The 21,052-nt window shown below is 71.0% G+C and carries 18 protein-coding genes; 9 read left to right on the top strand and 9 right to left on the bottom strand.

Annotated elements, in window-relative coordinates; all coding sequences use genetic code 11:
- Positions 1 to 22: 22 nt before the first annotated feature.
- The 6 genes from ACIRD7_RS08265 to ACIRD7_RS08240 all read right to left on the bottom strand — a co-directional run bounded on the left by ACIRD7_RS08265 (position 23) and on the right by ACIRD7_RS08240 (position 8,048).
- Positions 23 to 772 carry an SDR family NAD(P)-dependent oxidoreductase gene (locus tag ACIRD7_RS08265; protein ID WP_403451243.1) on the bottom strand — a complete coding sequence of 250 codons (750 nt, stop codon included), beginning with the start codon at positions 770 to 772 and terminating at the stop codon, positions 23 to 25.
- A 64-nt stretch (positions 773 to 836) separates the two neighbouring features.
- A complete protein-coding gene (locus ACIRD7_RS08260) occupies positions 837 to 2,906 on the bottom strand; it encodes an alpha-galactosidase (protein ID WP_403451241.1) in 2,070 nt (689 codons plus the stop codon).
- Positions 2,903 to 3,742: a carbohydrate ABC transporter permease gene (locus ACIRD7_RS08255; protein WP_403451239.1), complete on the bottom strand. Its 840-nt coding sequence runs from the start codon at positions 3,740 to 3,742 to the stop codon at positions 2,903 to 2,905. The genes ACIRD7_RS08260 and ACIRD7_RS08255 overlap by 4 nt, the downstream gene beginning before the upstream one ends.
- Positions 3,742 to 4,677, bottom strand: a complete 936-nt coding sequence (locus tag ACIRD7_RS08250; RefSeq protein WP_403451237.1) for a carbohydrate ABC transporter permease — start codon at positions 4,675 to 4,677, stop codon at positions 3,742 to 3,744. Before ACIRD7_RS08250 ends, ACIRD7_RS08255 begins: the two co-directional genes overlap by 1 nt.
- A gap of 1 nt (position 4,678) precedes the next feature.
- A complete protein-coding gene (locus ACIRD7_RS08245) occupies positions 4,679 to 5,959 on the bottom strand; it encodes an ABC transporter substrate-binding protein (protein ID WP_403451235.1) in 1,281 nt (426 codons plus the stop codon).
- A gap of 76 nt (positions 5,960 to 6,035) precedes the next feature.
- Positions 6,036 to 8,048, bottom strand: coding sequence for a glycoside hydrolase family 27 protein (locus ACIRD7_RS08240; protein ID WP_403451724.1), 2,013 nt, complete (start codon positions 8,046 to 8,048; stop codon positions 6,036 to 6,038).
- Positions 8,049 to 8,423: 375 nt separating this feature from the next.
- On the opposite strand from ACIRD7_RS08240, the gene ACIRD7_RS08235 reads away from it, so the two are divergent.
- The 4 genes from ACIRD7_RS08235 to ACIRD7_RS08220 all read left to right on the top strand — a co-directional run bounded on the left by ACIRD7_RS08235 (position 8,424) and on the right by ACIRD7_RS08220 (position 15,489).
- Positions 8,424 to 12,518: a discoidin domain-containing protein gene (locus ACIRD7_RS08235; protein ID WP_403451233.1), complete on the top strand. Its 4,095-nt coding sequence runs from the start codon at positions 8,424 to 8,426 to the stop codon at positions 12,516 to 12,518.
- Between the two features lie 147 nt (positions 12,519 to 12,665).
- Positions 12,666 to 13,709 carry an L-glyceraldehyde 3-phosphate reductase gene (gene mgrA, locus ACIRD7_RS08230; protein WP_403451231.1) on the top strand — a complete coding sequence of 348 codons (1,044 nt, stop codon included), beginning with the start codon at positions 12,666 to 12,668 and terminating at the stop codon, positions 13,707 to 13,709.
- Positions 13,710 to 13,895: 186 nt separating this feature from the next.
- Positions 13,896 to 15,056 carry a S1 family peptidase gene (locus ACIRD7_RS08225; RefSeq protein WP_403451229.1) on the top strand — a complete coding sequence of 387 codons (1,161 nt, stop codon included), beginning with the start codon at positions 13,896 to 13,898 and terminating at the stop codon, positions 15,054 to 15,056.
- Positions 15,057 to 15,159: 103 nt separating this feature from the next.
- Positions 15,160 to 15,489, top strand: coding sequence for an antibiotic biosynthesis monooxygenase family protein (locus ACIRD7_RS08220; protein WP_403451227.1), 330 nt, complete (start codon positions 15,160 to 15,162; stop codon positions 15,487 to 15,489).
- A gap of 35 nt (positions 15,490 to 15,524) precedes the next feature.
- Here the strand turns inward: ACIRD7_RS08220 and ACIRD7_RS08215 are convergent, their stop codons facing one another.
- Positions 15,525 to 16,367 (bottom strand): DUF817 domain-containing protein, encoded by an 843-nt coding sequence (locus ACIRD7_RS08215; RefSeq protein ID WP_403451226.1) that lies wholly within the window; start codon positions 16,365 to 16,367, stop codon positions 15,525 to 15,527.
- 178 nt (positions 16,368 to 16,545) lie between these two features.
- Here ACIRD7_RS08215 and ACIRD7_RS08210 point away from each other — a divergent pair, with 178 nt between their 5' ends.
- A complete protein-coding gene (locus tag ACIRD7_RS08210) occupies positions 16,546 to 16,677 on the top strand; it encodes a hypothetical protein (RefSeq protein WP_403451225.1) in 132 nt (43 codons plus the stop codon).
- A gap of 34 nt (positions 16,678 to 16,711) precedes the next feature.
- Here ACIRD7_RS08210 and ACIRD7_RS08205 read toward each other — a convergent pair whose 3' ends face one another.
- On the bottom strand, positions 16,712 to 17,974 hold the full coding sequence (locus tag ACIRD7_RS08205; protein WP_403451722.1) for an RNA-guided endonuclease InsQ/TnpB family protein: 1,263 nt from the start codon (positions 17,972 to 17,974) through the stop codon (positions 16,712 to 16,714).
- Between the two features lie 75 nt (positions 17,975 to 18,049).
- Here ACIRD7_RS08205 and tnpA point away from each other — a divergent pair, with 75 nt between their 5' ends.
- From tnpA to ACIRD7_RS08185, 4 genes are all read left to right on the top strand, one after another.
- Complete coding sequence (gene tnpA, locus ACIRD7_RS08200; RefSeq protein ID WP_403451223.1) at positions 18,050 to 18,481, top strand: IS200/IS605 family transposase; 432 nt, start codon at positions 18,050 to 18,052, stop codon at positions 18,479 to 18,481.
- Between the two features lie 283 nt (positions 18,482 to 18,764).
- Positions 18,765 to 19,139 (top strand): SH3 domain-containing protein, encoded by a 375-nt coding sequence (locus ACIRD7_RS08195; RefSeq protein WP_403451221.1) that lies wholly within the window; start codon positions 18,765 to 18,767, stop codon positions 19,137 to 19,139.
- A gap of 68 nt (positions 19,140 to 19,207) precedes the next feature.
- The gene (locus ACIRD7_RS08190) at positions 19,208 to 19,600 is read left to right on the top strand and encodes a peptidase M23 (protein ID WP_403451219.1); all 393 of its coding nucleotides are present in this window, start codon (positions 19,208 to 19,210) and stop codon (positions 19,598 to 19,600) included.
- A 75-nt stretch (positions 19,601 to 19,675) separates the two neighbouring features.
- Positions 19,676 to 20,602 (top strand): GNAT family N-acetyltransferase, encoded by a 927-nt coding sequence (locus ACIRD7_RS08185; RefSeq protein WP_403451217.1) that lies wholly within the window; start codon positions 19,676 to 19,678, stop codon positions 20,600 to 20,602.
- A gap of 27 nt (positions 20,603 to 20,629) precedes the next feature.
- Here ACIRD7_RS08185 and ACIRD7_RS08180 read toward each other — a convergent pair whose 3' ends face one another.
- On the bottom strand, positions 20,630 to 20,803 hold the full coding sequence (locus ACIRD7_RS08180) for a hypothetical protein (protein ID WP_403451215.1): 174 nt from the start codon (positions 20,801 to 20,803) through the stop codon (positions 20,630 to 20,632).
- Between the last annotated feature and the right edge of the window lie 249 nt (positions 20,804 to 21,052).

Here is a 21,052-nt window from a genome sequence, read left to right as displayed (position 1 = left end):
TGGGGAGGAGGGACGGCGGCGGTCATGCGGAGGCCTTCACGACGCTCCAGCCGCCGTCCACGACGAGGCTCGTGCCGGTGATGTAGGAGGCTTCGCCGGAGCTCAGGAAGGCGATGGCCGCGGCCACCTCCTCGGGGGTGCCGAAGCGGCCGGCCGCCGTCTCGGCGACGCTGCGCTGACGGTCCTCGGGCGGCACCCGGTCCCATGCTGCCGTCAGGATCGGGCCCGGCAGGACGGCGTTCACCCGCACCTCGGGCCCGTACTCGACGGCGAGCTGGCCGCACAGGGAGAGCAGGGCGCCCTTGGAGGCGGCGTAGGCGGGGTGCCCGGGGATGCCCATGCGCGCGTGCACGGACGAGGTCAGCACGACGGCTCCCCGGCGGGACCGCAGATCGGGCAGCGCCGCCCGGAAGCCGAGGAAGCTCGCGGTGACGTTGACCGAGAGCTGGCGCTGCCACGACTCCGGGGTCAGCTCGTGCGCGGGGGCCACGTCGACGGTGTAGGCGTTGCTGACGAGGACGTCCACGGGACCGAAGTCATGGGCGGCGGCCACGATCCGGTCCCAGTCGTCCTGCCCCGCCACGTCGGCGCGCACGAACCGGGCCCGGCCGCCGTCCTTCGCGATCCGTTCGGCCACCGCGGCGCCGCGTTCGTCGGCCACGTCGGCGAGCACGACGGCGGCTCCCTCCGCCGCCAGGCGTACGGCGGTGGCGGCGCCGATGCCGGAGGCCGCGCCGGTGACCACGGCCGTGCGTCCGGTGAAGCGGTCCATCGTGGGGTCGACTCCTTCGCGTTCTCCGGGTGCCGGGACAGGCTGTGCGGGAAACATATGCGGCTCACTCACGGGTCAGCACCACGAGGTCGGCATCATGATCGCCACTCCAGGCGAACGGCAGCCCGTAGTGCAGCAGATGCGCGCCGCTGTACGTCGTCCCGCTCGCCGTGTCCCGATAGTGCGCCGCCGGGTCCAACGCCCGCAGCCGGAGCCGGTCGGGCCGTCCCGGCACGAGCGGGGCCCCGTCGAGGCGTCCGGTGCTCAGCGCGGCGACGACCGTGCGGTCGCCGGCGTCGTACTGCACCCCGCAGGTGGAGTCCGCCGGCGAGCCGAGGAGCCGGGCCTCCCCGTGGTGGACGACCTCCCGCACCTCCTTGTAGCGGGCGATCCACCGGGCGGCCTCGGCCCGCTGCTCCGGCGTCCAGGCCCGCAGGTCGGCCCCGATGCCCAGCACGCCGCACATGGCGTTCACGAAGCGGAACGCGAGGCTGCGCGGGCGCGGGTCGAAGACACCCGGCGCGTCGGTGACCCAGGAGCTCATGACGTGCGGCGCGTGGGCGTGCAGGAAGCCGTACTGGACGGACAGCCGGTCCAGCGGGGCCGTGTTGTCGCTGGGCCAGACGACGTCGGTGCGGGCCAGCGTGGCGTGGTCGACGCGGCCGCCGCCGCCCGCGCAGCCCTCGACGGTGACGCCGGGGTGGGCGCTGCGCAGATGGTCCAGCACGCGCAGGTATCCGGCGACGTGCTCGGCGTCCAGGTCGACGGGCCCGGCGCCGGGGCGGCCGCGCTCGGTGGGCGGGCGGTTCATGTCCCACTTCAGATAGCCGATGTCGTAGGTGCCCAGGAGCCGGTCCAGCGTCCCGGTCACGAAGTCCTGGACGTCGGTGCGGCCGAGGTCGAGCAGGAGCTGGTTGCGGACCAGCCGGGTGGGCCGGCCGTCGACGCGGTAGACCCAGTCGGCGTGCTCGGCGTACAGGCGGCTGCCGGGGCTGACCGCCTCCGGTTCGACCCACAGCCCGAAGTCCAGGCCGAGGCCGCGCACGTCCTCGACGAACCGGTCGAAGCCCTGGGGGAAGGCGGCCGGGTCCGGGTACCAGTCGCCGAGTCCGCCGGTGTCGTCGCCGCGGCCGGTGAACCAGCCGTCGTCCACCACGAACAGTTCGGCGCCGATGTCCGCAGCCGCCTTCGCCAGCTCCAGCTGTCCGGCCGCCTCGACGTCGAAGCCGGTGGCCTCCCAGGAGTTGTAGAGGACCTTGCGGGTGCGCCCCAGCCGGTCGCCGGCGAGGTGGCGGTCGTAGCGGTGCCAGACCCGGGACAGTCCGTCGAGCCCGTCCGGGCTCATCGCGCAGGCCAGGCGGGGCGTTGTCAGGGTGGTGCCGGGGGCCAGGACCACCGCGCCCTCGTGCGGGACCCGCCCCGCACGCACCCGGACCGCGCCGCCGGGCTCGGCCTCGGCGGTGATGTGCCAGTTGCCGGGCCACTCCAGGGCGACCCCGTAGGCGGGGGCGTCAGGCGTCGTGGGGTCCTGTACCGCGAGCCAGGGCGCGTAGGCGTGACCGGGGGCGCCTTGGGTGCTGCCGATGGTGAACGTGCCTCTGGTGAGGTCGAGTTGGGTGCGCTGGAACTCCTGCGACCACTGGCCCGCGAGACAGGTCAGGCGGGCTCCGGCACCGACGGGGATGTTCACGGCTGCCGAGTCGAGCCGTTCCAGGCGCAGTTCTCCGGCCGAGGTGTGCTCGGTCCAGCGCAGGATGACGTCCGTGCCCGGCACGGTCTCGTAGCACAGGACCGTACGCAGTCCGAGGACGCCGTCCGTGAACGCGAGCCGGAGCGTCCCCTCGCCCTGCTCCGCGCCCTCGAAGTCCCACCAGACGCCCCGTTGGCCGTCCGCGCGCGAGGCCACGAGTTCGGCGCCGGTGAACGGCCTGAGTCCGTACGGCAGGTACTCGGCGGGTGCGGCGTCCGCCGGCGTGATGAAGTGCGTGCGGTGGGACCAGTCCAGGGCGGACGGCCCGGTCTCGACGCCGTGCGGCCCCCAGGCGTCGAGTTCCGCCCACGGGCCGTCCGGGGAGAGCCGGACGGTGTAGCTGGTGTGGTCGGTGCGCAGGGTCCAGCGCCGGTACGTCGTCACTTGACCGCTCCGAGGTTCAGTCCGGCCACGAAGTGGCGCTGGAAGCGCAGGAACACGGCGACCGTGGGGGCGGCGGCGATGACCGACCCGGCGGCGATCACGTTCCACATGGACACGTACTGCCCCTGGAGGCCGATGAGGGCCGCGGTGATCGGCATCTTGGTGTCGCTGCGCAGGACGGTGATCGCCCACAGCAGGTCGTTGAAGATCCAGGTGAAGGACAGGGCGCTGAGCGCGGCGAGGGCGGGCCGGGTCAGCGGGAGGATGATCCGCCGGAAGATCTGCCAGGGCCCGGCTCCGTCGACGACCGCCGCCTGCTGGATCTCGGCGGGGATGGACCGCATGAACCCGTGCAGGACGAAGACGTAGAAGCCGACGCCGAAGCCGATCTGCACGCCGATCAGGGCGGGCAGGGTGTCGTAGAGGCCCATCAGTTCGGTGAGCTTGGAGACGGGGATGAGCAGGATCTGCGGCGGGAGCAGGTTGCCGCCGAGCATGAGCAGCAACAGGAAGCGGCGCAGGGGAAGTTCGTAGCGGCTGAGGGCGAACGCGGCCATGGCGGCGAGGGCCAGCGTCACCAGGACGCACGGCACGGTGACGAGGAGGCTGTTGATCAGGGCGCGCTGCTGGCCGCCGTCCACCCAGGCCAGCCGGAAGTTGTCCAGGGTGAACGAGTGGGGCCAACTGCCCAGCCCGTTCGCGGCGATGTCGTCGAAGGAGCGCAGGCTGGTCACCAGGACCAGGGCGATGGGCAGCAGCCACAGCACGGCGAGGGCGCCGGCACTCAGGTGGAATCCGGCGGTCGCGGCGCGCTTGCGCCGAAGGGCGGTCGCCATCAGTCGGCCTCCCGGAAGGCGCGGACGAGGTAGGAGGCGATGACGCCGAACGCCAGCAGGAAGATGACGACGGCCAGGGCGGAGCCGTATCCGAGCCTGAGGGACTGGAAGGCGGTCGAGTACATGTAGGTGCTCAGCAGTTCGGACGAGTGGTAGGGGCCGCCGCGGGTGAGCGACCACACGACGTCGAAGGAGCGCAGCGAGTCGATGATGATGACGGACAGGACGACCGCGTTGACACCGCGCAGTTGGGGCAGGGTGACATGGCGGAACCGCTGCCAGGCGCTCGCGCCGTCGACCTTGGCGGCCTCGTACAGGGCCGGGTCGATGCCCTTGAGGCCGGCCAGGTAGAGGACCATGACGTAGCCGATCTGCCGCCACAGGGCGGGGACGATGACCGCGTACAGGGCGGTGTCCTGGTCGGCGAGCCAGGCGTGCCGGAGGCTGCCGAGGCCGACGGATTCGAGGAGTTGGTTGAGGACGCCGTCGGGCTGGTAGATGGCCTGCCAGACCAAGGCGGTGGCGACCAGGGAGAAGACGACGGGCAGGAAGAGGGCCGCGCGGTAGAAGCCGACGCCGCGCCGCTCCTGCTGGAGCAGCAGGGCGGCGGCGAGGCCGAGCAGGGCGGACAGGCCGCCGAACAGCACGAGCCACAGCACGGTGTGGCCGACGGCGCCGCGGAAGATCTCGTCGCCCGCCATCTCCCGGAAGTTGTCCAGGCCGACGAACCTCGGCGCCGACACCCCGTCCCAGCTGGTCAGGGCCAGGTAGAAGCCCTGGAGCGCGGGCCAGAACACCCACACCGCCTCGGCGAGCAGCGGGACGAGGACGAAGGCGAGCACCAGCGGTGGGGTGCGCCTCGGGCCCCGGGCCCGGCCGCCACGGGACGGTGCCGGGACCGGGAGCTTGCGGTGGGGGGCGGTCAGGACGGCCATGTCAGGCCTGCCAGATCTTCTCGGCGTCGCGCTGCCAGTCGGTGAGGATGGACCCGATCTCCTTGGGCTTGGCGAGGAACTTGGTCAGCGCGGTGTCGGCGGTGGGCTGGAGGGCGTCGCTGGAGTCGCGGTTGAAGAACTGGGTGATCTCGGCGGCCTCCTCGATGTGCCGGCGGCCCTTCTTGACCAGCGGCGTCCCGGAGTCCTTGGCGTCGGGGTGGCAGGGCAGGACGGTGCCGGACGACCCCTTGATGTAGGTCTCCTGGGCCTCGGCGGTGGCGAGGTAGCCCAGCAGGTCGAGCACGCCGTCGCGGCGTCCGGTGCGGGCGCTGGCGAAGTAGCCGTCGGTGGGGGCCTCCTCGGCGAGTGGCACCTTCGGGTCGATGACCGGGAAGCGGAAGAAGTCGATGTCGTCGAGGGCGTCCCTGGGTGCCGCGTCGGCGAAGAACGTGCCGATCAGCATCATGCCGCTGCGGCCGTTGAGCAGGGCGGTCGTGGCGTCCTGGAAGGCTCCCGCGGTGCCGTTCGGGTCGAAGTACGGCAGGACTTCCTGCCAGCGGTCGAAGACCTTGCGGACCTCGGGGTCGTCGAAGCGGTGCTTCCCGGCGAGTAGTTCACGGTGGTACTCGGCGCCGTTGACGCGGATGTCGAGGTAGTCGAACCAGGCGGAGGCCACCCAGGCGGTGTTGCCGCCGGCGCCCAGGCCGATCGGGGCGACGCCCTTGCTCTTGAGCTTGTCGCACAGGTCGAGGAAGTCGTCCCAGGTCTTCGGCTCGCTCACGCCCCACTTGGCGAAGTTGGACTTCCGGTAGAACATGCCCCACCAGTAATAGGTGGCGGGGACGAAGACCTTCTTGCCGGAGCTCGCGGTGCACAGCGTGTTCAGCGCCTTCGAGTAGCGCTTGAGGTCGGGCCCGCTCCAGAGCTCGTCGAGGTCGAGCAGCAGGTCCTTGCGGGCGTAGGCGTCCGCGACCGAGCCCGGGTACCAGGTGTACACGTCCGGCGGGTTGCCGGAGGTCAGGTAGGTGGGCAGCTGGGTGCGGAAGGTCTCGGCGGCGACGGTGTTGAGGCTGACGCCGCCCTTCTTGCCGTATGCGGCGACGACGTCCTCCATCGCCGCCTTGGCCTGCGGCGCGGACAGGTTGGACTGGAGGGTGACCGCGCCCTCGGAGGAGGCCTTCGCGGACGAGGTCGAGGTGACGCAGCCGCTGAGCAGCGCGGCCGTCCCGGCGGCGCCGAGTCCGGCGAGGAAGCGCCGGCGGCTGGGGTGTGGGTCTGTCATGGAGGGCTCCCTGTGGGTCCGCGCGGCGGATCCAGGTTCGCGTGGCGCTCACACCACGTCAAGATTAATTACTAATTTATTTGAACTGGGTCCGGTGGATCTCACCGTCGACCCCGCGGAACACGGCGTCGACCTCCCCGCCCTCCCCCGCGACCGCCCCGAGCGCACCCTCGAACGCGGCGCTGGGGAACTCCTGCCGCTTGGTCCAGCCCTGCCAGGCACCGCCCTCGTACCGCTGCTGCCAGAGCGTGTAGTCACCGGCCCGCGCGTACAGCACCACGGCCTCGCCCACGGCGACGAGCGTCGGACTGCCGCTCACGGTCCCGCCGAGCGAGGCCCACCCGGACCACTCCCCCGCCGCGTCCCGCGACCGCGTCCACACGTCGTCCGCCGACGTGCGCACGGCGACATGGACGCGCCCCTGCGCGTCGACGACGGCGGACGGCCTGCCGTACGTCGCCCGGTCACCCGGCGCGCCGAGCGACGACCACGCGGACGCCGGTCCGCGCTGCGCGATCCGCCCGTCCGCCCCGCGCGCGACGAGGGTCCAGTGCGCGGGGTCGGTGAACGCCACCGACGGCGCGTCGGTCACCCGCCCGCCCAGGTTCTGCCAGTCGCCCCAGCGCCCGCCGGTGAACACCCGCCGGTACACACGGGAGTCGGCGCCACGCACGAAGACGTCGACCCGCCCGCCGGAGGAGGCGTAGGCGGCCGGCTGCCCGAGGATCCCGCCCCGGACCGGGCCCCCGAGGTCCCTCGTACGGGCCTCGCCCACGATGTGCTGCACGAGGTTCCCGCCCGGTCCGCGGAAGAACGTGGTCAGCGTGTCGCCGGAACGCACCACGGCCGGGCTGGCACTGGCCCGCGCACCGAGGCTCACACCCGGCAGGGCGTCCTCGCCGGTGAGTCCGAGGAAGGCGGTGCCATGGGCGGGCACCTCGACGGTGTACGACCCCGTGTACGTGCCGCGGTCGGCGCGGGCGCGCAGGTCGCGCACCTTGACCGGCCCGCCGAGCGCGGCGTCGGCGAAGGTCACCGTGCGCTCGACCGGCTTCTCGGAGCGGTTGAGCAGGACGACCGCGCGCCGGCCGTGCCCCGAGAGGACCTTGCTGTAGACGTCTCCGGTGGAGTCGGTGGCCACCCGGACGCCCTGGACGGCGAGCGGGTCCTGGTTCACGGCGATGATCTCCGGGTTGCGCAGCGTCCTGATCATCGACGCGGACAGGGTGCGCGGGTCGGAGCCGAGGACGAGCGGCGAGGCCATCTCGGCCCACATCACGAACTGGGTGGTGGACTCCTCCTCGGTCAGCTCCAGCGAGCCGTCGGCCATGCGGCGCATGGGGATGAGGTAGTCGGGGTCGTTGTAGTGGCCGGGCCCCTGTGCCTCGGGGTGCCAGGCGTTGGCGTCCATGTTGCGCAGCACGTTGGGCCATTGGCCCGGACTCGGGGTGCCCCAGGCGATGTCGGTGCCGGTGCGCCAGGAGTCGGCGATCGTCGGGGCGTAGGCGTAGGTGTTGTGCGCGTCCTGCTCGGGCGTGTGCGGCAGGCCCCAGTCGTCGGTGAGCGGGTTGCACAGGTTGAGCAGCATCTTGCGCCCGGACTTGGCCACGGCGTCGCTGAACTCCTTGAACGCGGGTCCCGGATCGAGCTTCGCGCCGATGCCGCACAGGAAGTCGACCTTGATGGCGTCGACCTTCCAGTCGGCGAACTGCCGCGCGTCCTCGTCGTAGTGGCCGCGGCTGCCCAGCCCGCAGGTCTTGCCGCCGTCGTAGGCGCCGGCGTCGGTGTAGATGCCCGCCTTCAGTCCGCGTCGGTGCAGGTAGGACACGAGGGCCGGGATGCCGGAGGGGAAGCGGTCGGGATGGGCCGTCAACCGCCCCTGTGCGTCACGGGGGTTGTCGGCCTGCCAGCCGCCGTCGAGCCACACGATGTCGTAGCCGCTGTCGCGCAGCCCGCTGCTGACGAGCTTGTCGGCGACGGCCCGCACCTCCTTCTCGGTGGGCGCGCCGAGCCCGTAGTAGGTGTTCCAGCCCATGTAGGGCGTGGGCGCGAGACCGCTGTCGTAGTAGGCGGGCGCACCCTGGTCCATGGTGGTGCCCGCGGCGGCCGCGGGGACGGCGGACGCGGTCAGGACGACGGAGATCGCGGTGGTGAGGGCGAGTGAAGTCACGTGCCTCTCCCGGAGGTTGGGAAGCAGGAGGAGGTGTGACGCGGGCCGCTCGGGAAACGGGGCCGTCGGCGTCACGGCGACGACTGTGGCGCGCGGCCGGAACCCTGTCAATATTAATTACTAATTTAAAGAAAGACCGCTCGGCGTCCGTCGAGAGTCTTGACGGGCTCACGCCGACGGTGCAGGGTTCGGCAACGTTGTCAGAGGGATCAGAGGGGCCGCTTGGCAACGTTGTCAACACATGGTCCCAGGTCTCCTCGTTCACCGGACATCCCTGATCGGAGCCCTTGCCCCATGCCGGATCAGCCTTCCGCACCGTCCCGCCGCACCGTGCTCACCGCCGGGACCACCCTCCTCGCGGGTTTCGGGATCGGCATGAGCCTGCCGCCCGCCGCCGCCACGGCCGGAACCGGCCATCCGAGCCAGGCCCCGCGACAGGCTGCGCAACACGGCGAACTCGCCGCATACCGGCCGGTCTCCGTCTCCTCCACGGACTACGCCCCCACCCCCGCCGAGTTCGCGGTGGACGGCCTCGACAGCGTGGGCGTGCGCGGGACGGGATGGCGGGCCGCCGCCGGCGACCCGCAATGGATCTGCGTCGACCTTCAGGCGCCGTGCGAGGTGGCGTCCCTGCGGCTCACCTTCGAGGCGACCGCGGACGACCCGCCGTACGTCGACGCGCCCGGGGGCAATCCGCGCGACAACACCACGGGGCGGGAGATCCTCTCCAGTTGCGCGGTCGGCTTCGTGATCGAGACCTCTCGCGACCGCACGTCGTGGACGGCCGTGTACCGCACCGACTCCGGCCGGGGCGGGGTGGTGGAGATCGCGCTGCCGCGGCCGGTCACCGCCCGCTGGGTGCGCATGACCGTCCACAAGCGCTCCAACGCCAATCCGCTGGGTCTCAACGGCCTCCAGGTTTACGGGACTTGCGGTGAAGCTCGCCCGGCGGCCACCGGCTGGACCGACTGGGGCGTCCGCCATCGCACTCCCCCGGCACTGAAGGTCGCCGCCGACGGCACCGTGCCGCTGGAGTCCGGCTGGGACCTGACGATGGACGACTGGGCCGGCGGGGAGGGCGCAGAGCTGTCCGAGCCGTCGGTGGACACCAGCCGCTGGCTGCCGGCCACGGTGCCGGGCACCGTGCTGACCTCCCTGGTCGACCAAGGTCACCTGCCCGACCCGGTCGCCGGCTTCAACAACCTGCGCGTGCCGGAGGCCCTCTCCCGCCACTCCTGGTGGTACAGACGTCAGTTCCGCCTGCCGAAGGGGCTGCGCACCGGCGCCGGGCGCCACGTCTGGCTGGAGTTCGACGGCGTCAACCACCAGGCCGAGGTCTGGCTCAACGGCAGCCGCGTCGACACCCTCACCTACCCCTTCGCCCGCGCCGCATTCGACGTGAGCGAGCTGCTGACCGGCGCGGGCGAGCAGGCGCTGGCCGTGCGGATCACGCCGATGCCGTATCCGGGGAGCCCCGGCGACAAGGGCCCCGCGGGCCTGGCGTTCGTGGACGCGGGAGCGAACATGATGAACCGCAACTCGCCGACGTATCTGGCCGCTTCGGGCTGGGACTGGATGCCGGCGGTGCGCGACCGGGCGGCCGGCATCTGGAACCACGTGCGGCTGCGCTCGACGGGCGCGGCCGTCCTCGGCGACCCGCGCGTGGACACCCGGCTGCCCGACCTGCCCGACACCGGCACGGCCGAGCTGACCGTCGTGGTCCCGGTGCGCAACGCCGACCGGGCCGACCGGCGCGTCACCGTCTCCGTCGCCTTCGACGACGTCCGGCTGTCCCGGACCGTCACCGTTCCCGCCGGCGAGACCGCGGACGTCACCTTCTCCCCGGCCGACCATCCGCAACTGCGGCTGCGCGACCCGAAGTTGTGGTGGCCCAACGGCTACGGCGAGCCCGCGCTGCACCGGCTGACGCTCACCGCCTCCGTCGCGGGCGAGATCAGCGACCGGCGCACGACCCGCTTCGGCATACGCCAGTTCGGCTACGAGTACGACGTCCCGCTCACCTTCCAGTCGGGCGGCGACGCCTACGCGCAGACCGTCGGCCTCGCCCCGCAGCGGGCCCGGCACGTGCGGATCCTGTGCCGCACCCGGGCCACCGACTGGGGCGCGTCGATGTGGAGCCTCTCGGTCGTCGACAGCTCCTCCCCCGGCACCGACCTGGCCCTGCACCGGGCGGCCACGTCCTCCTCCGTCGACGACCCCGCCCACGGGCCGGGCAACGTCACCGACGGGGATCCGAAGACGCGCTGGTCGTCGGCGTTCGAGGACGACCAGTGGATCGAGGTGGACCTCGGCGCCGAGGTGTCCTTCGACCGCGTTGTCGTCATCTGGGAGCAGGCGTACGCGAAGACGTACACCGTCCAGGTCTCCGACGACGGCGACGAGTGGCGGGACGCCGCCGCCGTCGACAACACGGCGGCCCCCCTGCCGTTCCGCACCTCGGGCGCGGCGGCCCTGCAGAACGTGGAGTTCGAGGCGCGGACGGCACGCCATGTCCGGGTGCTCTGCCATCGGCGGGCGACGAGCTGGGGCGCGTCGATGTGGAGCCTGTCGGTCGTGGACAGCTCCTCCCCCGGCACCGACCTGGCGCTGCGCAAGGCGGCCACCGCGTCCTCGGAGGAGGGTCCGGACAGCAGGGCGGCCAACGCCGTGGACGGCGATCCGGGCACCCGCTGGTCGTCGGCGTACGAGGACGGGCAGTCGATCCAGGTCGACCTCGGGGAGAGGGTGAGGTTCGACCGGGTCGTCATCCTCTGGGAGCAGGCGTACGCGAGGACGTACACCATCCAGGTCTCCGACGACGGCGAGGACTGGACGGACGTGAAGTCCGTCGACAACTCCACCGTGCCGCTCAAGATCAGCGTCAACGGTGTCCGGGTGTTCTGCCGGGGCGGCAACTGGGGCTGGGACGAGCTGCTGCGGCGGATGGACGCGGAGCGGATGGACGCGGCGGTGCGCATGCACCGCGACATGAACTTCACCATGATCCGGAACTGGCTCGGGAGCAGCAACCGCGAGGAGTTCTACGCCAGTTGCGACGAACACGGCCTGCTGGTCTGGAACGACTTCCCGAACGCCTGGGCCATGGACCCGCCGGATCACGAGGCGTTCCTGAACCTCGCGCGGGACACCGTGCGCCGCTACCGCGTCCACCCCAGCATCGTCGTGTGGTGCGGCGCCAACGAGGGCAACCCGCCCGGCCCGGTCGACGACGGCATGCGGGCCGCGGTCCGGGCGCAGGCCCCCGATCTGCTGTACCAGAACAACTCCGCCGGCGGCATCGTCTCCGGCGGCGGCCCCTACGGCTGGGTCGAACCGCAGCGGTACTCGTCCGCGAACACCTACGGCAGCGGCGGCTTCGGCTTCCACACCGAGATCGGCATGCCGGTGGTGCCGACCGCGCAGACGATGCGCCGGCTCGTCGGCGACGAGCCCGAGTGGCCCGTCAAGGGCGCCTGGTACTACCACGACTGGAGCACGCGCGGGAATCAGGCGCCGCAGAACTACCGGGCGGCGATCGAGTCCCGGCTCGGCGAGGCGAAGGACCTGGACGACTTCTGCCGCAAGGCGCAGTTGGTCAACTACGAGAACTTCCGCGCCATGTTCGAGGCCTGGAACGCCCGGCTGTGGGACGACGCGAGCGGGCTGATGCTGTGGATGTCCCACCCGGCCTGGTACAGCACCGTGTGGCAGACGTACGACTACGACTTCGACGTCAACGGTGCCTACTACGGCGTCCGCAAGGCGAGCGAGGCCGTGCATGTGCAGGCCGATCCGGTGAGCGGGCAGGTGATCGCGGTCAACCACACGCCCCACCGCATCCCGGGTGCCACGCTCACCGCCCGCCGCTACGACCTCTCCGGCCGCCGGCTGGGCTCCGAGCAGCGCGCGCGAGTGGACGTCGCCGCCTCCTCGACCGCGCCGGGCTTCACCACGGGCTGGACGGACGACCTGCCCGACCTGCATCTGCTGCGGCTGCGTCTGATGGACGCGGGGGGCGAGCTGCTCGCCGAGAACACCTACTGGCGCTATCGCGAGGCCGCGGACATGCGTGCCCTGAACGAGGTCGGCCGGACCAGGGTGTCGGTGGAGATCACCGGCAGGGACGGCGCGGGCGACCGCCACGGGCTGACGGCGCGCCTGCGCAACCGTGGCACGACCGTCGCGGCCATGGTGCGCGTCTCGCTCCTCGACGCCGAGTCCGGTCACCGGGTGCTGCCCACGCTGTACGGCGACAACTACCTGTGGCTGCTCCCCGGCGAGTCGCGGACGCTCACCCTCTCCTGGCCCGCCACGTCCCTCACGTCGGGCAGGCCGGCCGTGCGGGTGGAGGGCCACAACGTGCCGACGACCACCGTGGGGCGCGGGTGAGGGCGATCGGCGTACGGCATTCAGAAACGGCATCGCTGAATGCGATGAGAAGGATGCGTTGGACGTCAGAATCAGTCAGGAGCACAGTGAGCACGTCCCTCACCAGGGACCGAACCACCCCGACTGCACCCCCGCGGAGAACACCCGATGAACCACGTCGCTGATCCCGAGCGCTACAACGGCACCATGCGGTACCGGCGCACCGGACGCTCAGGACTCGACCTGCCCGTGCTGTCCCTGGGGTACTGGCACAACTTCGGCGACGACCGGCCGTTCGAGTCCCAGCGCGAGATCGCGCTGCGCGCCTTCGACCTCGGCATCACCCACCACGACCTGGCCAACAACTACGGCCCGCCGTACGGCTCCGCCGAGATCAACTTCGGCCGGCTGATGAAGCAGGACCTCGCGCCCTACCGGGACGAGCTGGTGATCTCCACCAAGGCCGGCTGGGACATGTGGCCCGGCCCGTACGGCCAGGGCGGCGGTTCCCGCAAGTACGTGCTCGCCTCGCTGGACCAGTCGCTGCGGCGCACGGGCCTGGAGTACGTGGACATCTTCTACTCCCACCGGCTGGACGCCAGTACGCCGCTGGAGGAGACGATGGGCGCGCTCGACACGGCCGTCCGCCAGGGCAAGGCCCTGTACGTCGGCATCTCCTCCTACGACGCCGAACGCTCCCGGCAGGCGGCCGCCATCCTGCGGGAGCTCGGGACGCCGCTGCTCATCCACCAGCCGTCGTACAGCATGCTCAACCGCTGGATCGAGACCGAGGGCCTGCTGGACACCGCCGAGCAGGAGGGCTTCGGCGTCATCGGCTTCACGGCGCTCGCCCAGGGCCTGCTCACCGGGCGCTACCTCGACGGCGTGCCCGAGGGCTCGCGCGCCACCCAGGGCAAGTCGTTCGACGAGACCTGGCTGACGGACGACATGGTGGGCAGGCTGCGCGCGCTCAACGACATCGCCGCCCGGCGCGGGCAGACCCTCGCCCAGATGGCGCTCGCCTGGGCCCTGCGCGACCGGCGGGTGACCTCGCTGGTGATCGGCGCGTCCCGCACAGAACAACTCGAGCAGAACGTGGCGGCGCTGGAGAACGCCGACTTCAGCGACGAGGAGCTCGCCGAGATCGACAAGTACGCCACCGACGGCGGCGTCGACCTGTGGCGCGACGCCCGGACCGGCAACCTGGGCTGAGCACGGCCATCGAGCCGCCCTTCGAGCACTCCGGGAGCCGGTACGGCACCCGGAGTGCCGTCGTTTCGCCACTTTGGTATGGACCTGACACGTCACCCTGGCTATGCTCTGCCCGACCCTGATGAGAGCGCTCTCAGATTGCGGTTGTTCCACCCCACCTTGTTGGAACGACGAAGGGCAACTCCCTTGAGACGCAGCAGACTCAAGTACGCCGGGCTGGCGGCACTCCTCGTGTTCGGCGGCTGGACCGCCGGCGGAACCGGCCAGGCCACGGCGGACGACACCCCCACGGCCTCGGACTCCGCACCCGCCTCCGCCGGACTGCTCCAGGCGATGCAGCGCGACCTCGGCCTGTCGAAGGAGCGGGCCGAGACCCGGCTCGCGGCGGAGCGCACCGCCATGACGCTGACCCCGAAGGCGCGCAAGGCGGCGGGCTCGGCCTACGGCGGCGCGTGGTTCGACGCGGCGAGCGAACGGCTCACCGTGGCCGTCACCTCGGACGCCCCGTCCGCGACCGTACGGGAGGTCCGGGCCACCGGAGCCACCGTCCGCACCGTCACGCACAGCGCACGGCGACTCGACGCGGCCAAGGCACGCATCGACCACCTCTCCGCGCCCGCCGGGGTGAGCAGTTGGCACGTCGATCCGGCGGCCAACACGGTCGTCGTCAACGTCGTCCGGGACAAGCAAGCTGACAACGATGTCCGCCGCTTCCTCACTCAGGCCCGCGACGCCGGCCCCGTCACCGTCGCGACGGTCCCCACCGCCCCGCGCACCTTCGCGGCGGGAACGGTCGGCGGTGACCCCTACTACACGGGCAACGTCCGCTGCTCCATAGGCTTCTCGGTGCACGGCGGCTTCGTCACGGCCGGGCACTGCGGTCAGCAGGGGGCCGGCGTCCGCGGCTGGGACGGCTCGTACATCGGATCGTTCCAGGGCTCCTCGTTCCCCGACAACGACTACGCCTGGGTGAGCGTCGGCAGCGGCTGGTGGACCGTGCCGGTCGTCCTCGGCTGGGGCACGATCCCGGACCGCCTGGTCCGCGGCTCGGCGGAGGCACCCGTCGGCACCTCCGTCTGCCGGTCCGGCTCCACGACCCACTGGCACTGCGGCACCGTGCTGGCCAGGAACGAGACGGTCAACTACCAGCAGGGCGCGGTGCACCAGATGACGAAGACCAGCGTGTGCGCCGAACCCGGTGACTCGGGAGGCTCCTTCATCAGCGGCGACCAGGCGCAGGGAGTCACCTCGGGCGGCTGGGGCAACTGCTCCGGCGGCGGGGAGACCTGGTTCCAGCCGGTCAACGAGATCCTCGGCCGCTACGGGCTGACCCTGCACACGGCCTGACCCACGGGTGACAGGGGGCGGTCCGGACGAGCCCCGGCTCCCGGGCCGCTCCTCGCACGTGCCGCCGCGCGGCTGCCGGCGGCCGTGCGGCAGGATGAGCACCATGAGCGTAGTCAAGATCAATGTACTGACCGTGCCGGCCGAGCAGCGCGAGACGCTGGAGAAGCGCTTCGCCTCGCGTGCGCACGCCGTGGAGAGCTCCGACGGGTTCGAGTGGTTCGAGCTGCTGCGGCCGGTCGAGGGCACCGACACCTACCTCGTGTACACGCGGTGGCGTGACGAGGAGTCCTTCCAGGCCTGGATGGAGGGGCCCATGAAGTCGGCCCACCAGGGTGGCGGCGAGAGCGGCGGCGAGCGGCCGAAGCCGGCGGCGAGCGGGTCCACCCTGTGGTCGTTCGAGGTCGTGCAGCAGGCGGGGCCGAAGAGCGCGTAGCGGTGCGCGGCGGGGGCTGGGCCCAGTCGTTCGGATCATCCCGGCGTCCCGGGGGTCCGAACGACAAGGCCCATACCTCCGCCGCTCATCCCGGTCCCGGCGCGGCGCGACCGTGCGACGGCCACCAGCACGACGGTGACGCTGATCAGCAGGGACCAGGCGCCGAACTTCTCCACGCCCACGGGCTGCCAGCCGTCGAGCTGGTAGGGATAGCGCCAGGCGCCCACGTAGGTGGCGAGGTTCTCGGCGACCCAGAGGAAGAAGCCGATCAGGACGAACGACAGCGCGAGGGGCATGCGTCGGCGTACGCCCCGTACGGTGAAGCTCACCGAGGTCCCGGCGGTGACGGCGAGAAGCAGGACGGCCAGGAGCCACCGGGCGTCCGGAAGCCAGTGGTGGCTGAAGAAGTTGACGTAGACGGCGGCGGCGACCACGGCCGTCGAGCGCGGGCGGTAGCGGACCAGCTCCAGGTCGAACAGCCGCCAGGCGCGGCACACGTAGCTGCCCACGGCGGCGTACAGGAATCCGCCGTACAGCGGGACGCCCGCGAACTTCAGGACGGCCGGCTCCGGATAGCTCCATGAGCCGAGGGACACCTTCACCAGCTCGAAGGCTAGCCCGATGACATGGCAGACCGCGATGACGGCGACGTCCCGCCCGTCCTCCCAGCCACGCGCCCAGAACAGCAGCGTCAGCAGCACGCCGTAGACGACGAGCAGGTCGTAGCGCGCGACGGGGAGGCCGGGCACCAGGGTGGACGCCGCCACGCCGGACATCAGGGCGATGGCGAAGGCGCAGGACCTGGTCTGCAGCCACGCGAAGTCCAGCAGCTGACGCAGCGATGCCACCAGGGGGCCGGTGATCCTTGCGGTGAACATGATCCCAAGGACGAGCCGGCGGCCCGCTCGGTTGCCTCCGCGTGGATCGTGGCCCCCGGCGGCGAGTTCCGGCGGTCAGTACCAGTTCGTGTACGTCAGGACGTGACCGTCGCAGGTCAGCAGGGCACGCGAGACCCGGCCGTTGAGGTTGTTGCCGATCATCGAGTAGGCGTAGTTGATGCCCGGGTCGACGGTCTCCGAGACCCAGCCGTCGGCGCGTGCCGCCCCGGAGTTCGAGCGCTCCAGGACGGCGGCGCAGTTGGCGCGGGAGTTCTCGATGCGGGCGAAGGAGCCGCACCGGTCGGATTGAAGTGCTCTCCCGCCTGAAGGCGGGAGATTCCTGCCTACCTTGCGGTGGCGGGCTTGGCGCCTCGTGGGCGCCTGACGACTGCCCTTCCGGCAGCCGGGACGAGCGCGTGGCCCATCCGGTACAAGTGCAAGATGTTCCGGGCAGCGTTGTGGTCGGCGTTGCCCGACCATCCGCAGTCCGGGTTCTTGCATACGAACACGGCCTGGGACTGGCGGCTGCCCGGGGTGGTGAAGCCGCAGGCTGAGCAGCGCCGGGAGGTGCCGGGGGCTGGGACCTTGTGCAGACTGCCGCCGCGCTGGGCGGTCTTGTACGCCAGCATCGTCACGGCCCGACCCCATGCCTCCTGGCTGATGGAGCGGTTGAGTCCGGACTTCTGGGCGACGTTCTTCCCGGGTTCGGCGATGGTTCCCTTGGCGCTCTTGGTCATGTTCGTGATGGCCAGGTCTTCCACCACGATCACGCTGTATTTGGCGGCGATCTCGGTGGTGGTCTGGTGCTGCCAGTCCTGGTGCCTGCGCTTGGCTCTCGCGCGTAGCTGCTGGATCTGGTCATAGTCTGCCCGCAGGCGGTTCGAGGTGCGCTCTCCCCGTTTGCGGAAGCTCTTGCGGTGCGCAGCCCGCTGCTCCAGACGGAGCAGCTTGGCCTGTTCGGTGTCGGTCAGCCAGGCGTTCGGCTTGTCCTTGCCGGACTTCCACTCGTCGTGGTCGTACTTCTCGCTGTCGGAGAGGGCGAGAGGCACGGTGATTCCGGCATCGATACCGACCTGCGGGCCTGGGTGGGGCATGGAAGCCGGTTCGAGGGTCGTCGCACGGAAGGCGATGTGCCAGCCGAGCGCGTCCTTGACCAGGCGTGCCCCGGTGATCCGGTTCTCAGTGTCCGCCCTCTTGCCGACCGGAAGGCTTTTGGTCCAGCGGAAGCGGACGCGGCCGACCTTGGGGATGTTGACCATGCCCCAGCGGCGGTGAACGCGGCTGATGGCCAGGTCCCGGCCCTGGGGGATGTCCACCGACATCACCGTGCGGAAGCGGGCCTTGAAGTTGGGCTCGTCAGCCCGACCATCCCAGCAGTTCTTCCACGCCTGGAAATACGTCTTCAACACCGCCTGAGCGGCCTGAGCAGGCAGAACGGCGAGCCAATCGATCTCCTTGCGGGCCTGCCGGATCGCCGCGTCGGCGGCGGCCAGTGTGCGCTTACCCTTCGGCAGCATCGTCCACCAGTCATGCAGGCAATTCCACATGGTGCGGGCCGCGTGCGCCTGCTCATCGATGAGCCGGACCTGCGCAGGACTCAGCGCCAGTCGGGCGCGATGCCCGAACTGCCGCTTCTCCAGGCCGAGTTCCGAGGTCACGCGATCACAATATCATTTTGGTTCATGTCACCTCGATGGATTCCAAATCCCGATGTACGCACCGGCCGCCACGTCGTCTACAACCTGCATGTCCACTTGGTTTTCGTCACGAAGTACCGGCGCGAGGCCATGACGGACGCCATGCTGGCGCGCTGCGAAGAGATCATGCGGGAGGTCTGCACGGACTTCGAGGCCGAGTTGAAGCAGTTCAACGGCAAGGACGATCACGTACACCTGCTGGTGCACTACCCGCCGAAGGTCCAGCTTTCCAAACTGGTCAACAGCCTCAAGGGCGTCTCCGCCCGGCTGCTGCGCAAGGAATACGACACCCACGTCCGCCGGTACCTGTGGGGCGGCCACTTCTGGTCCGGCTCCTACTTCGCCGGGAGTTGCGGCGGGGCACCGCTGACCGTCGTTCGCCAGTACATCGAGAACCAGCAGCGTCCCATGGGCTGAGGCAAAGGGTGCCGCCCCGTGTTCACCTGCGGGTCAGAGCAGTTCTGCGATGGCCTTCACCCCCGGCGTAAATACGAACCTCTTTCGTGGGCGGTGCTGCCCTGGTGGTGGCGGCGGCGCCTGCCGTCGTCCGGCCGGGCGCCGCTGGTCGTCAGGACCGTACGGGCGGCGCCGGGCGAGCGGTACCTGACACATATCAGGGTCCCTTCGACCGCCCGCTTCCCTAGGGTTCCGGACAGCGGCCAGATGCCGCACGACCGAATTCGAAACAGGGGGATCCGTCATGCCCACTCGTACCCTCGCCCGAGCCGCGCTCGTCGGCGCCGGCGCGCTCGCCCTGCTGGGACCGCTCACGGCCGCCACCGCGGTCGCGGCCGGCGACGCGGACCACGGCGGCGCCCGCATCATGGCCGCACCGTACGCCGTCGTGCCGTACGAGACGGTCAACATCCGCTCCGGCCCGGGCCGTTCGTACGACAAGGTCGGCAGCGCCCCGGCGAACGAGCCGCGCGGCGCGTACTGCTGGGTGCGCGGCGAGCGCATCACCGACCACGGCTACACCAACGACGTGTGGGTCAAGCTCGTCGAGGGCTATGTCAGCGCCGTCTACCTCAAGGGCAACGAGTACGGCGACCTGCCCGCCTCCGCGACCTGCTGACGGCCGTCGCCCGTCGACCCGCAACACCTCTCAGTCACACAGCATCTTTCGAGCACGGGGGAACACCCTTGAAGACAGCCCTGCGCCGCTGCGCCACCGCCCTGGCGGTGGCCACGCTCACCGTCGGCACGCTCGCCGCCACGGCCGAGGCCGCGCCCACGGCCGGCCCCGCCGCCGCGGTGGCCGACAACGGCGACCCGACCCTGACCGACGTCTACATCTGGGCGACCGACGTCAATCTGCGCAGCCGGCCGACGGCCGACTCGCCGCGGCTCACGGTGCGTTCGCAGTACTGGATGGACGCGGTGTGCCAGACCCAGGGGCAGTACGTCCATGACCCGGCCGTCGGCGGGAACAGTTGGTGGACCGCGGTGCAGGAGTTCGCCGGCAGTGACATCGCCTGGGTGAGCAACCTCTACATCCGGGGCGGCGAGAAGATCGCCGGCGTGCGGGACTGCTGACCTGGGGGCCGCGGGGGGGGTGGGGCGGACGAAAATCCGTTGCGGCCGTCGCCCCCTCCCCCGGACCCTGAGCGCATGTCCTACGCCCTTCGTCCGGCCCGGCTCAGCGACGCGCCCGCCATCACAGACCTGCTCAACGACATCGACCGGATCGAGATAGGCCGGCCCGAGACCGACCTGCACACCGTCGAGGCCGATCTGTCGGGGCCCGACATCGCCCTCGACCGCGACTCGTGGCTGGTCTTCGACGGCGACCTGCTCGTGGCGTACGGCCTGCTGTGGGACGAGTCGGGGGGCGAGCGCGTCGACGTCGACCACTATGTGCTCCCCGACCACCAGCGGGCCGGGGAGCTCATTCTTGACGCGCTGGAGGCCCGTGCCCTGGAGAAGGCCCGCGCGAACGGTGCCGCCAGGGCGGTGGTGCATCTGCACCTCAACACCGAGCCCACGCTCGACACGACGCTGATCGAGAAGCGGGGCTGGCACGCCGTACGGCGCTATCACGTGCTGCGGCGCGCGCTGGACGCCGCCGCGGACCGGGTGCCGGAGCTTCCGCCGGGCGTACGGCTGCGCCCGTGCGCCGACGAGGCGGACCGTGCGCGGGTCCACGCGCTGTACCAGTCGAGCTTCGCCGAGCACTTCGACTTCCAGCCGCGCACCTACGACCAGTGGCTGCACGACGTCGACGCGGACGCCCTCGACTGGTCCCTGGTGTGGATCGTCGGCACCGACGATCTGGGGGACACCGGGTTCCTCATCTCACGCGACGACCGCGAGGCCATGGGCTGGATCCGCAGCATCGGCGTCCTGCGCGAGGCTCGGGGCGCAGGCCTCGGCGGGCTGCTGCTGAGCCACGCGTTCGCGGCGTTCGCCGCGCGCGGCCGCGACACGGTGGGGCTGGGCGTGGACACCGCCAACTCCACCGGCGCTCCGGCGCTCTATGCCCGGCACGGGATGGCCGTCCACTACGCCGTGGACACCTGGGAGACGGTCCTCACCTGACGTGTTCCGACCGGCACCTGCCGCCTGTCAGTGAGCGTTGACGCCGCGCTGGGCGCTGTTTCTTCTCGCGTTGTTGTACAGGCGGAGCAGGTGCTTGGCCACCGCGCACGGGACCGTGTCGACATGGCACTGCCGGCAGGTCCGCATGTGGTGTTCGTAGTCGGCGCGTGTCTGCTCCAGGGCGTCGCCTTGGGTCGACATGAAGGTCCTCCGGGTTGGTGGCGAAATAGTGCCGAAGCAGGGAAAGCGGGCACCTAAGTGACTGCTCGGTAACCCTGGAGGAAGTTCACCACGTTACTGGCGGTAGTCAAAAGTCGCGCCTCCCGGCCGGACCCCACTGCCCCAATGCGCCGCCCCCCGGTCGGAAAACACTTGGACTCCTCGGCCGCCGTCACGGGACACTGCGTATCCGGACCGGTACGGAACGTAGTCGCGGCGATGCCCTGGCGG

It is taken from the genome of Streptomyces sp. NPDC093568 (assembly GCF_044764945.1).
Lineage (GTDB): Bacteria > Actinomycetota > Actinomycetes > Streptomycetales > Streptomycetaceae > Streptomyces.
The sequence above is the reverse complement of the archived record's forward strand: the minus strand, read 5'-3'. Positions and strand labels throughout refer to the sequence as shown.